The sequence below is a fragment of the Nostoc sp. genome (assembly GCF_036919495.1).
Taxonomy (GTDB): domain Bacteria; phylum Cyanobacteriota; class Cyanobacteriia; order Cyanobacteriales; family Nostocaceae; genus Nostoc.
The window spans coordinates 1-13560 of sequence record NZ_JBALBZ010000127.1 but is presented as its reverse complement, the minus strand read 5'-3'; the positions used below and the strand labels follow the sequence as shown (position 1 = coordinate 13560).

8 protein-coding genes are annotated in these 13560 nt (G+C 41.9%); 3 read left to right on the top strand and 5 right to left on the bottom strand.

The window, feature by feature from the left end:
- Both V7K25_RS17145 and V7K25_RS17140 read right to left on the bottom strand, forming a co-directional pair.
- The gene (locus tag V7K25_RS17145) at nucleotides 1–246 is read right to left on the bottom strand and encodes a hypothetical protein (RefSeq protein ID WP_335159743.1); all 246 of its coding nucleotides are present in this window, start codon (nucleotides 244–246) and stop codon (nucleotides 1–3) included.
- 264 nt (nucleotides 247–510) lie between these two features.
- Nucleotides 511–1299 (bottom strand): DUF1868 domain-containing protein, encoded by a 789-nt coding sequence (locus tag V7K25_RS17140; protein ID WP_335159742.1) that lies wholly within the window; start codon nucleotides 1297–1299, stop codon nucleotides 511–513.
- Between the two features lie 205 nt (nucleotides 1300–1504).
- On the opposite strand from V7K25_RS17140, the gene holA reads away from it, so the two are divergent.
- Together holA and V7K25_RS17130 are read left to right on the top strand one after the other, a co-directional pair.
- Nucleotides 1505–2494, top strand: coding sequence for a DNA polymerase III subunit delta (gene holA / locus V7K25_RS17135; RefSeq protein WP_335159741.1), 990 nt, complete (start codon nucleotides 1505–1507; stop codon nucleotides 2492–2494).
- 109 nt (nucleotides 2495–2603) lie between these two features.
- Nucleotides 2604–3086 carry a DUF4168 domain-containing protein gene (locus V7K25_RS17130; protein WP_335159740.1) on the top strand — a complete coding sequence of 161 codons (483 nt, stop codon included), beginning with the start codon at nucleotides 2604–2606 and terminating at the stop codon, nucleotides 3084–3086.
- Nucleotides 3087–3367: 281 nt separating this feature from the next.
- Here V7K25_RS17130 and V7K25_RS17125 read toward each other — a convergent pair whose 3' ends face one another.
- From V7K25_RS17125 to V7K25_RS17115, 3 genes are all read right to left on the bottom strand, one after another.
- A complete protein-coding gene (locus tag V7K25_RS17125; protein WP_335159739.1) occupies nucleotides 3368–3979 on the bottom strand; it encodes a helix-turn-helix transcriptional regulator in 612 nt (203 codons plus the stop codon).
- A gap of 556 nt (nucleotides 3980–4535) precedes the next feature.
- The gene (locus V7K25_RS17120) at nucleotides 4536–8897 is read right to left on the bottom strand and encodes a PAS domain S-box protein (RefSeq protein WP_335159738.1); all 4362 of its coding nucleotides are present in this window, start codon (nucleotides 8895–8897) and stop codon (nucleotides 4536–4538) included.
- A 256-nt stretch (nucleotides 8898–9153) separates the two neighbouring features.
- Nucleotides 9154–11544, bottom strand: coding sequence for a glycoside hydrolase family 31 protein (locus V7K25_RS17115; protein ID WP_335159737.1), 2391 nt, complete (start codon nucleotides 11542–11544; stop codon nucleotides 9154–9156).
- Between the two features lie 287 nt (nucleotides 11545–11831).
- On the opposite strand from V7K25_RS17115, the gene V7K25_RS17110 reads away from it, so the two are divergent.
- The gene (locus V7K25_RS17110) at nucleotides 11832–12848 is read left to right on the top strand and encodes a Vgb family protein (protein WP_335159736.1); all 1017 of its coding nucleotides are present in this window, start codon (nucleotides 11832–11834) and stop codon (nucleotides 12846–12848) included.
- Nucleotides 12849–13560: the final 712 nt, after the last annotated feature.

Sequence of the window (13560 nt, the reverse complement as noted above, 5' to 3'; positions counted from 1 at the left end):
TTATTCTCGGAACAACCGTTCTCGATGCTCATCTCCTTCTTGTCGAGTCCGCGAAACCCATTCCTGAGCATCCTCACCCAATAGCGGATAGGGAGCCATACCCTTCAAATCATTCCACTTGCGTTTTGGTTGGGCTAGGTTAATATGCTTTTTGATACGCTCTACCAAATGCCTCATTACGGTCAATTGCTCTTGTGGAGTCAGTTGCTCAATCTCGCTTAAAATTTTTTCGAGTAACGGACTCATCAATTTAACCTGTTGTCAACATCTGTAAATCTTTAGCGTCTTTACTCTTGGTTATATCCCAATTATTTCAAAAATACCAACATTCCCATAGATTAACTTAAAGGATGTTTGTATTGGACTAATACAATTTCACTTGAATAATGATACAAATACGCTGGTAGGGGCATTTAGATAAACAAGATTTTAATAAATTCATCTAAAATGGTTGGGGAATTGAGTAGTCAGTAAGTGGAAACTACTGACTACTAACTGCTAACTAATCACTTAAAAATCTAAAATCGGCCAGTCTGGTTCACGATAATAGCGTGTCATGTTGTCAAACTTTCGCAATTCGACGCGATTGATCAAAAATTCTGGCAAATTTAACAGCCATTGATCGTTCAATTGAGAAAGCATTGTGCTGAAACTTGTGCGGTCTAAATCAGATGAAACCTCCCCAAAATAGGCTAATGTAACATGGGCTGTCAAGTGATAATGCTGCTCAATACCCAAAGCAATTAATTTGGGATTTTGATAAATTGTTCGGCGAAATTTAATAATTTCCTCGTAGCAGCGTTCATCTTGGGGTACTAAACAAACGGCTACAGCCCTTGGCATCAGTATCAGCCCCAGCATTTGCCATTTAATCGGATGACTCCTATTTGTCATCAATTGTTGATATTGCTCAAAGGTTTCGGCTAAACAAGAGTGTAAGTCTTCGTCAAATTTAGGATTTTTTTCGCAGGCATCAAGGTAAGCATTGTCCCAAATTAAATCCGCTAAAGTCATGTGGAAGCTAGCAGGAGGTAGAGGCACAATCAAATTACGGCTTACAGGCAACTGCAAAAGTTCCTGTTGGTAAGTCTGTAATTTGGCATAGAAAGCAGAATTTTGCGATTCTTCTCCTGCTGGTGGGGTAATTAGCGTATAGCCAGGAAAGGACGCTGCTTGTCTCAACCCAGAATGTGGCTGAAATTTAGAAGATTCCTGGATATTCTGGACTTGGGCTCTGTAGGCTTCTGGCAGCGTTAGCCGTGCTAACCGATTTAAGTAAGTTTGATAGTTGTCGTCCAATCTTCATAGCCTCATGCTCTCACTTGATAGATTTTAGGGAAAATTACCTTGATTAACAGAATGATTTTAAAAGTATTTAATTTTGGGAGCAGGGGGAGATGAGAGAGATGAGGGAGCAGGGAGAATAATTACTCTCCTCTGCACCCTTACCCCTGCCCCTCTGCCTCTTCCCAATGCCGCATTCCCTAATATACGAGGTTAGTCTATGCCAATTTATGTTTACTGGGGTGAGGATGATTTTGCTATGGAAAAGGCGATCACTATGCTGCGCGATCGCGTCCTCGATCCCCAATGGATAAGTTTTAATTACACTGCATTCACCCCCGATCAAGCTGATGCTGCTATCCAGGGGTTAAATCAGGTCATGACACCCACTTTTGGCGCTGGTGGCCGCTTGGTATGGCTGATAAATACTACTCTGTGCCAGCAGTGTCCAGAGAATGTCTTAGCAGAACTGGTGCGCTCGCTAAGAGTCATTCCCGAAAACTCATTTTTATTGCTCACCAGCCGCAACAAGCCAGATGAACGCCTCAAATCCACAAAATTATTAAAACAATTTGCTACCGAGTTCCGAGAATTTCCCCTCATTCCCCCTTGGAAAACTGAATTGCTGGTGCAATCTGTTAATCAAGCAGCTCAGACTATGGGCGTAAAACTAACTGCCAATGCTGCCCAGTTTTTAGCAGAATCTGTAGGAAATGATACACGCCTGCTCTACAATGAGTTAGAGAAACTGCGGTTATATGCCCAAGGTAGCAACAAGCCTTTAGACACAGATACTGTTACCAAATTAGTAAGAAATACTACCCAAAATAGCTTACAATTAGCAGCAGCAATCAGAACAGGAGATACACCTAAAGCTTTGACGACACTGACAGATTTAAGCAATGTTTCCGAGCCGGGATTACGGATAGTCGCCACCCTAATTGGACAATTTCGCACATGGCTGTGGGTGAAGATTATGATAGATAGTGGGGAGCGTAATCAACAAGCGATCGCTATTGCTGCTGATATCGGTAATCCCAAACGGATCTACTTCTTACAGCAAGAAATCAAGCTTCTTTCTGTGCAACAGTTAATGTCTTGCTTACCCCTACTATTGGAATTAGAAGTGAGTCTTAAGCAAGGAGCATCAGAAATACCAACACTTCAGACTAAAGTCATCGAACTTTGTCAAGTCTGCCGAGGGAATTGACAATCAAATATAAAAGCTTGATATGTTGAGCAGTTGCTGGAACTTCCAACTCCGAAAATAATTCAACGTTCTTATAATATCCCTGATGTAGTTTTGTGTCACACACTATATGAATAAAATTTCTGATTTATTTTATCGAGCTAGCCGAAAGCGAATCCTTTCCCAATCATTCTTTTTCGGCGCGATCGCTACTGTGGGTCTAATTTCCAACGCTTTTTCCTTTACTGCAAAAGCTTATGGTCAAACTCCACCACCAATAGTTAACACTACTGAAATCAACAGCTATGCTAAAGCTGTGCTAGCAATGGAGCCAGCACGTCAAAATGCCTTTGAAGAAATTAAAAAACTTATTGGTAATGGAGAAATTCCCCAAATTGTTTGTAACGACTCTAACAGCATAAATGGTCTTCCAAAGAAGGCCCAAAATATCGCAGTGAATTACTGCAACTACGCTCAAAAAGTTGTCGAAGAGAAGGGTTTGAGATTTGAGCAGTTCAACAAAATCACTATAGAGTTACAAAATAACGATGTTTTAAAACGGCAGGTTTACAATACCTTATTACGCCTGCAAAAAAGTCCTGATTCTCCATAGTTAAAAGTTGCATAAAAATTAGAAAGGAATACCTTAAAATTAACTATCTCTGCATGAAAGTATAGGCTACTATTACTTTTATAACAAAGGCTGCAAACATTAATTCATGAAACACTTGTTTGTGAATAGTAGGTTAACCGAACCTAAACAGTTTAAGGTTTTTGGTGCTAACCCAAGCGGATTGCATCTTTAGGGATCTTCAATTAGTAGCTCTTTTGAATTTTGCACTCATTGAAGAAGAATTCTGCAAGCGATAATTCTTCTTCAATAAAGTGCCACATTCAATCATAAGACATGTTGGCTTGGCGCTTGGTGTGAATATTTTTCATGTGCTTCTTCACGGTGTTTATAGTGATGTAAAGCTTAGTAGCAATTTCTTTGTAGCTGTAGTTGCTTCTATAAAGAAACCAAATTTCAGCTTCTCGTGGCGTCAGGTCAAATTTTTTAACTTCAGTGAGTGCTACATTTTTCACAGATTCATATTGATTTTCTATAGTCACCAATAAACAAGGCACTTCAAACCCTTCTAAATCTAGCAGCCTCACCCTAATCCGAAAAATATTCGACTTATCAAGTACAATTTGATCCGACAGAATTAGAAGTTTATCAGAAAACAAATGCCGACTATTTAATAACGATTCACAAAGATTCCAGATGACTGGTGGTACAAAGTTTTGGTTGAAGTTACCTTGATTGAATTGACAGCAAAGGCGACAACCCAATGCATTAGCATGAACTACTTCACCAGTTTGGCTTAAAATTAATATACCGTCTTCTAAGCCTTCAATTACTTCTTGTAAAAAATCAGCTCGCTTCGAGTCATGTAAGTCAATACTGTCTAGATTTTGTGGTTCAGCTATTGTTTTTACTAATGTTTTTGTTAGGGCAATCATAGGAAAATTTCTAATGTAGAAAATACTGCTGATTAGTGATTAAGGGAAGTTGAAAGATGCACCATCTATTTTTTGAATGATTATCTAAATAAATTGGATAAATATTACAGATAATCATGCTAATGGCAGCAACCCAAGTGTTGTTTAACACTATTTTATTGAAATACTCAATTTGCAATTTATGTAGTCTTTTTGGATTAGATTAAGTTACATGCTTTAATACAACTCTTAAATTGCCTATTTCGGAATTTGCTTCCAATAAGCTTTAAATAAGTTCTTCCCACCTAGTGACCCCATTAAAAATGCACTAAGGAAGGAAAAGAGCCAGCATTTTAAGGGGATTCTATTGCTTATTGAAGCCGCTTCTCCTAAATAGCGATCGCCCCAAAAGACAAAAACTTTTTATACTAGAATAAAAATATACTTTAAATATTTTGATAATCTAAGTATTGACCTTGGGAAAAAATTGGTATTTTGTATAAATTTTGATATTCGTAACAAAGAGAATGGGACATGGGGTAAAATTTAATTCCTAATTCCCCATTCCCCATTTTCTCTAAGTCCGTCCAGCAAGTCTGGCAACTACTGTAGCTAATTCAGCTGCCTCAATAGGTTTAGGTAAATGTAGCTGATAACCTTCTTGTATAGCTCGCATCCTATCCTCTGCCCTGGTATAAGCTGTTAACGCTGCGGCGGGAATATTTCCCCCTAGTTCTGGTGGTTGCGATCGCACTTTGCGGATCAAAGAATAACCATCCTCATCGGGCATACCAATATCGCTAACTAAAACATCAGGTTTCCACTGTGTAATTAGCTGTAATGCTTTTGCAACTGATTCTACAGCCTGAACTTCGGCTTGGTACTGTTCGAGAATTGTGCTGATAAAGTCACGGGTATCGGCTTGGTCATCTACAACTAGCACGCGTACACCAAGGAGGGAGAGAGGGATAGAGGGAGAGAGGGGTAAAGGGGCAATGGGGTGGAGGGGCGGACTCTTCAGAAGTGGTAGTTTGACTGTAAACGTCGCTCCTTGTCCTTTACCTGGACTATTTGCGTGAATAGTACCGCCATGTAATTCTACTAAATTACGCGCGATCGCTAATCCTAGTCCCAATCCACCATAGGATCTAGTGCTAGAACTATCAGCTTGACGAAAGCGATCAAAAACGTAAGGAAGAAAATCAGGGTTGATACCAATACCTGTGTCAATTACCTGAATCTGGGCATATTGATCCGTTGTGTCTTGTTTTTCTTGACTAGTGACTACAGACAATTGCACCTCTACCCGTCCTCCCGTAGGTGTGAATTTGATGGCATTGGATAGCAGATTCCAAATGATTTGCTGTAAGCGCTCAAAATCACCGGATACTAAGAATTGAGAATTTTCGCCCAACATGGTTTGGGATTGTGATTCTCTTGATTCTAAATTTTCGTGGTTGATTCCTAATTCCAAATCTGAATTTTGCGCGAAAGTGACCACGGAGAGTATCCCCGGTGGCGCATTTCGCGTTTCTTTTGAAGGAATAAGGGAAAATCTTAGATCGATTTCTTTGGATTGGGCGGCGAGGCTAACAGTCTCTAGGCTCGACTCAATCATTGGAACCAAATTACAAGTACGGACATTAAGGCGTAACTTGCCTCTCATCATCCGTGATATATCCAGCAGGTCTTCAATTAGCTGGGTTTGTGCCTTCGCATTGCGTTCAATTGTCTCCGTAGCTCTAGCTATTAGGGTTTCATTAAGCTTGCTTCGTTGCAGTAATTGCGCCCAGCCAAGAATTGCATTGAGGGGCGATCGCAATTCGTGGGACAATATTCCCAGAAACTCATCCTTCATGCGGTTAGCCTCTTGCAACTGCTCAGTTTGTTGTTGCAAAGAAGCAATTAAACTAGCTCGTTCCATTGCGATCGCTATTTGGTCGCATACTGCTTGCATCATCCCCTTTTGATTGTCAGTGAAGCTTAACCGAGTGCGGCTGCCAAAAGAAAGAGTGCCTAACAATCGTCCTTGGGCAATCAATGGGTAGGCATAATAAGCAGTAATGCCTAAAGAGCGAATCAATGCGCTTTGCGGCTCAGTAGATTGCTGCACATTCTCTACAGCTAAGGGATGGCGTTTCTGCGCTACACCACCAGAAACCCCTTCACCAACTGCCAACCATTCGATTTCCTTTGCCATCTCTGGGGAGATACCACTGTAAGAACCCAACCGCATTACTTGAGAGTTATCCTCAACCAAATAGTTTAAATAAACTTCTATTCCAATTTGCTCTCTTAGTTTTCGGTAGACGCTATCGATTAGTAGTACTGGTTCTTGGCTTGATAGTAAATCGTTGGCTGTGTCAAATAGTAGCTTTAGCCTTTTGTAACCTAACGAGAGGGCCTTTTCTGCCTGCTTGAGGTTGCTAATCTCTTGGAATACCAAGATACAAGTAGCCGGATGACCGTGCATTGCTGGCAAGGTATCAGCAAATACCAATAGAGAGCGCACACCACCGGGGGTATGCCAGTCTACTTCCAATCCATTTAGACGTTCGCCAAAGGCAACTCGCACTCCTGGCATTTGTTCATTGGGGATGCGATCGCCAGCTGCATCTGTATAGTGGTACACTCTATGATACTCTGCGGCTGGTACACCTTTGGGAAATTCGCCCCCAGCTAATTCGTTAGCAGAACGATTGGCAAAAGTTACCCGCGCCGTTCCTGGTTCAATAAACAACAACGGTCTTGGCATCAGATTTAACACATCCTCTAGCCATTTTTGCTGATTTAGAAGTGCTTCCTCTGCCTGTTTACGCTCCGTAATATCTAAAAATGCACCAACGCTTCCTCTGGTTTTACCCTCTTCATCAAACAGGGGTGCAACGTACTCCAACAGGTTGACGATTTTTCCATTTTCATGGACAACATCAAGTTCACAACCTAGAACTTCAATACCATGAGTTGCAGAGTATTGCATCGGCAGTTCCTCTGCTGACAGTTCCCTTCCTTGGCGGTAGATTTTAAATCTTGTTGGCTTTTCGTCCAAAGGGGCGTTGATTAAGGCATTTATATCTGACGGTATTCCCAACTGCTTGGCAAAAGCAGGGTTGACCTTGATATTTTGGCATTCTGGATCTTCGGCAATGCCAATTCCAATCGGAATTACCTCCAACAGAGTTTGTAATTCAGTAATGCGGCGCTGTAAATCCTTGTTTAGTTGTAAGATTTTTTCCTTAGCCACTTTTTGTTCGCTGATGTTGCGAGTCACAGTTGCTAAGGCAATTGGCTCACCTGTCTTATTGTCTGTAACAGTGAAGATATTGTAATCAACTGGTATTGGTTGACCTGTTTGGAAATGCCGAAAGCAGAATTCTCCCTGCCAGCGCCCAAGTCGTAGCACAGTCGGCAGTATATATTGTTGAAAATAGGCTTTGTCTTTGGGCATGAAGTAATCTAATACTACCTTTTGCCTGACTTCATCAAGGCTGGAAAGCCCTACCAGTTTTTGACCTGCATCATTTATGTAGAGTAATTGACCCTCAAGGGTGGCGATACCGATAAAGTCAGAGCTATTTTCTACCAACGATACTAATTTTTGTTGTTCTGCTTCTGCTTGCTTGCGTTCGCTCAAGTCAAGGATAAACGCTACTGCCTCTTCGCGGTTTTCTCCTAGCAGCACGTAACCAACTAAAACCGGGATGCGACTACCATCTTTGCGAATATATTCTTTCTCGTAAGGCGTACAAGCAGCGTTGGTGTTTCCCTTTGCTTCGGCGACACCTCGTTCATCCAAGTATAAATACTCTGGTGGTGTGATATCGCGCCAACTTAACCTACCTGCTAACAAATCCTCTTGTGTGTAACCAATCATCCTCAGAAATTCGTCGTTTGCCTGTTGGATATCACCATAAACATCGCCAAACAGAATGCCGATAACGTTAGAATCTACGAAACTTCCCAGTTTAGCTTCATAGGTTCTGAGTGCTTCTTGGGCAAGATCGCGTTGATTGCTAAGGCGTTCAACAACCCTGGCACTTTGCCAAATCAAAATAGTAAAAATCACAATCAGGACGATCGCAAATACCGATACTGCAAAAGCCGGATCGTATTTTCCTGCCCGTTGACCTTCAACAATTACCCACCCCAATATAGAAGGTACTGCGATCGCAGCAATTAATAAACGACGTGCAAGTAAGCCACCATAGCTATCACTTGTAACTACCCTCATTAACCCCCGGTCTGACCGCGCCCACAGAATGCCCATACTTAATAAGCTGAACAACACCGCCGTGTGAAAAGCCATTGATGTTGTATAAGGGGCAAGTCCGTAGAGAACTTCCACTTTGTAGGCATAGCCCATCAGCGCCTGAAAGGAAATTAAAGTAGCTATCAGAGCGATAATCTGAGCATACCAATAACTGCGGTGGGTTTTTGGATGAATCAAAATCTGTAGGGCAACGCTAACCAGCATAAAATTAAGTGCTGTGTTCGCCCCCATTCGCCCCGGATGCGATGTCGCTATGCTAGTTGACAAATCACGAAACAGTAGCTCGTCAATGCCAAGATTCCAGCCAAACAGATATTCACAAAGTGTAAGCGCAGCTATTGTGGTGACAGCTATTGCACAGACCCTAGAAATTAAAAGGGAACTATGAAGGGAATTTTCAATTGTTTTTTCCTCCCTGCTCCCCTGATTTGTTGCTTTTAAAAATAGCCACAGCGACACACCACACAGTACAAAACAGATCGCTGTATTGACTTTCATTGTGGCAGGACTACCAGGGAAGCCACGCTTAAGAACTTCAATGCCAAGACACCAACCAACTACTACCAAGCTACCAACAAAAACAGCGATCGCACTTGCAACTTTTGCCACAAGCGAATTTGTAGTGATTTTAGATATATCTTGCAGCCGCAAGCGGTTAACATTTAACATTGATTGTTCTCTAACCGCATCTATTTAACGTAGTAAACTTATCTATTTCTTACGGTTTAACCATTTCTACCCTTTGTATTGTATGTTTGCCCTTGACTTGCTTTTCATCTACCTCTATGCATATTTTTTATTGCACAATTTAGAGTAGGAAATAATGGTGGTTGAACTGGGGACTGGGGGCTGGGAAAAATCCTTCCTAATACCTAATCGCTAATTTTTAATATCTAATCCCAATCCCCAGTACCCAATCCGTATTTCAAAATTGCAGAGTATGTTGCTTACCATCATCTTGGAAACGTTGCTCTCCAACCCCAACAAGTTCTACAATCACTTCGCGCCGTGGAGGTGTCCATTCTCCCATTCTCGCTCCAATTTCAACTACTGTTTGGTTTGTCTCTGTAAACACGCTTATCTTTGTTAGCGAAAAATTCTTATCTAAATACTCCTTTGTCTGCCCATCATCTTCAAATAGCTGATATTCGTTATTACCAGGCCAAATCCGTAATCGGATCTCATCGAGTGGCGCTTGATCAACGTATTGTCTGACAGGTTGCATAGGAACGATCGCACCACCACGGACATACAGTGGCATTGTTTCTAGTGGTGCATGAGCAAGAATGTGAATCGGGCCTTCGTAGCGATCGCCGCTCCACCAATCATACCAAATGCCAGATGGTAAATAAACAACTCGATGCTCAACTCCAGGGCGGTAAATTGGTGCAGCCATCAGTGACGCACCTAGCAATACTTGATCGTAGAGGCTGTAGGTTTTCGGATCGTTAGGGAAGTGGTACAATAATGGTCTTAAAATTGGTGCGCCTGTTGTTACCGCTTCCCAAAAAAGAGTGTATATATAAGGAAGTAGTTGGTAACGTAAATTAATGTATTCTCGACAGATATTTTCAACGCGATCGCCAAATACCCAAGGTTCATGCCGAGCAGTAGACATTGCCGAATGACCGCGCATCAATGGGTAAAGCATTCCTACTTGCATCCACCGAGCAAATAATTCAGCTGTAGCATTACCGGCAAACCCGCCAATATCGCAACCCACAAACCCTACACCCGAAAGTCCCATATTGCAAAGCATCGGCAGAGACATTTCTAAATGTTCCCACAACGATTGGTTATCTCCCATCCACACAGAAGACCAGCGTTGCACACCAGCATAACCCGATCGCGTTAACACAAACGATCGCTCTGAACCTCGATGCCGTTCCAAACCTTCATAGCAAGCTTTAGCCATCATCAACCCATACAAATTATGCACTTCTGTATGAGTCACATCAATTTTAGATTTTAGATTTGGGATTTTGGATTGAGAATTAGCCTCCTCTCCCCCTGCCTCATCTCCCCCCTGCGGTGCATCTAGGGGAAACCAAATCTTTTCACCATCATCGCCGAAAGGGCGATCGTTTATTGCAGGTTCATTCATATCATTCCAAATTCCTGCCACACCAACATCAGTTAAACTTTTATGTAAATCAGCCCACCAGTTAGACACATCAGGACGCAAAAAGTCAGGAAAAACAGCTTTCTCAGGCCAAACGTAGCCGTGGAACAATGCACCATCAGCTTTACGCACAAAATAGTTGTTTTCTAATCCTTGGTCAAAAACATGATAATTTCCTTCTGGTTCATATTTCACACCAGGATCAATGATTGTTACTGTTTTGAAACCATCCTGTGCTAAATCGCTAATGAGTTTTGCTGGGTTAGAAAAGCGTTGAGGACTCCAAGTAAACACCCGATAACCCCGCATATAGTCGATATCCAAGTGAATAACATCACAGGGAATGCGACGCTGACGAAATTCTTGCGCTAGTTCTCGCACAACAATTTCTGAATCGTAACTCCAGCGACATTGATGATAACCTAGCGCCCATTTCGGTGGTAATGGCATTCTCCCAGTTAACTGAGTGTAAGTCTCCAGAATTTTGGCAGGTTCGGGGCCGTAGATAATGTAATAATCCAATTCACCGCCACGAGTTTCCATCTTCCAAATACCTGGTTGTTCAGCACCGATATCGAACTGACTCCAAAAAGTAGTGTTGAAAAAGATGCCATAGCCTAACTCTGGACGCAAAGCCATAAAAAATGGAATTGCTTGATACATTTCATCAGTCAGTGCATCATAATCTAAGGCATCCGTTGTCCAGTTGGTTTTGACTTCGCTGAGTTTATCCAGAAAGCCTGTACGTTCACCAAAACCATAGAAATGTTCATCGGCTGCAATTTCTTTCCATCCTGCAACTGCACCCATCCGCGAACCTATACCCATCTCTGCATCTTGGGCAAAAGGGCGATTAGCTTTGTCAAAACAAGCAATGCGACACTTTTCTCGCTCTACACACACACGAATCTGTGCTGTTTCAATTTCTACCGTTGCTTCATTTTCTTGCACCGTAAAAGGTGTTGTTGCCCATTCTGCATCATCCAGCGCCACTGCCCAAGAACGCCGGGGCATAAACTCCCCAGTTAGTCCAAAACGCACACGGATTAAATTGGATGCAAGGATGCTGATGGTAAGGCGTGAATCACCACAATCAAAATTAATAATATTATTGTCGCAGGTTACAGCTTTTACATTGCTAACAGTTGTCCAAGGTTGGGTTGTACTGGGTAGTTTTCCGAAATATTGCGGCATATCAGTTATTCAGCAGGTTAATACTTGTCCGCATTTCATGATTACAGAGATACTTAGTCTCAAACTCTTTCTTTCGCTATAAGTTGGGTGAAAGATTAGCAGATATTTTTTAGCAAGAGTAGTTTTCTGTAATGCACAAGTTTGTGTCATCACCACAGTAAATACCAATACCCTTGGATTAAGGAAATGTATCCGTTGAGGCAGACAGGGGAAACAGGACAAACGAGAGGCTACAAATTTATGATTAACTGTACTAAGTAATTATGGTTGTTTTAGCTAACAAAATTATGAGATTTTTCAATTTTTGTCAGATCAGCCTCCCACTGATAAGCTTTGTCTTGCTAGGGTGGATAGCCCCAAGAGCTAACGCAGCACTTTTAGTAGGGAGTTATAATAATAACTCCGTTCTGCGCTACGACGAAAAAACGGGAGAATTCATTGATGACTTCGTTCCTTCAGGTAGTGGTGGACTAAAGGGATCAACTGGTTTAACTATTGGACCCGATAAAAATCTCTATGTTAGTAGTATTTTGAGCGGTAGCGTCCAACGTTATGACGGAAAAACAGGGAATTTCATTAGTACCTTCGTTCCTTCAGGTAGTGGCGGACTAGATACACCTGAGGACTTGGTTTTTGGACCTGACAGCAACCTCTACGTTACCAGTATTAACAGCCGCACTAGTAATAGTGTCCTACGCTACAATGGGCAAACAGGAGCTTTTATTGACACTTTTGTCCCCTCCGGTAGTGGCGGACTCACTGCACCTTTTAGTTTGAGCTTTGGTTCAGACGGTAACCTCTACGTCAGTAGTACTCTTACTGATAGTATTTTAAGGTACAATGGGCAAACCGGAGCTTTTCTCGACACTTTTGCAACAGAGGCAAAAGGGTCAGAAGCCGGTGGCTTGACCTTTGGCCCAGACGGCAATCTCTACGTTGCTAACTTTAAGGCAAACAATATTTCGCGCTTTAACGGTAAGACAGGAGCCTTTATCGACACTTTTGTTGCAGCTGGCAGTGGCGGACTTAATGATCCTGTCAAGCCAATCTTTGGAACTGACGGAAACCTTTATGTTAGTGGTTTAAATAGTAACAATGTGTTGCGTTATGATGGCAAGACAGGAGCTTTTATTGACACCTTTGTTGCTGCTGGTACAGGTGGGTTGAATGGGGCTGGCTTTTTGGCTTTCACTGAAGACACAACTGTTGTTCCTGAACCTAGAATGGGGCTAGCTGTGTTGGCACTTGGTGCTATGCTAGGAGCAAGCAAGGTACTTAGCCGTAAGCAGAAAGCCACATCATAAAAATCTAGCTTGCTTAAGAGGAGGTAATAATTACGAATTACGTAAGCGCCACGCAAAGCGAGTCTGCATACCTCTACTCTCTACTCTTAAGCAAGCTATACACAGCGTCTCCCAGAGAGCATTATTATAAATTACGAATTATTTTGACATCATACTTCTGCCTCCTTCAAGCCAAGTTACTCTAAACCTCGTCTACCTTGAGAACCGTAGTTTTGTAGGTTGGGTGCAGCGATAGCGTAACCCAACATAAATTAAGGTGGTAATGTTGGGTTGCGTTTCACTCCACCCAACCTACATAAATATATCTTTTAAAAAACTCTAGGTTTCAACATAGATGAGGTTTATATCCTGCGGCTGCTCGTCTAATGACTTTAATGTATCTAGGCTGCACGCAAACGCGGCTTGTCAGGATCAGTCAAATCTAGCTTGTCCCAAGGATACTGTATAACCACTGTAGATTTTCTGCGCCCCCAGTAGATGCAAAATTCCTAACCCAATGCTTTCATTTCTAGTAAATTATGACTGTTCCAAGATCAAAGGTTTTACAAAATACTCTAAATCTTTTTAAGTTATACAAATATTTAGCAATTGCATCTCCTATTAAGCATATTTTGATGGGGAGCATCCAGTTTTGGCAGAAAGACTCAAATAGCAAGTAAACCATTTAGATAAGCACAACGAACAGAAAGAATTTGGTTGACACTTTCAACAT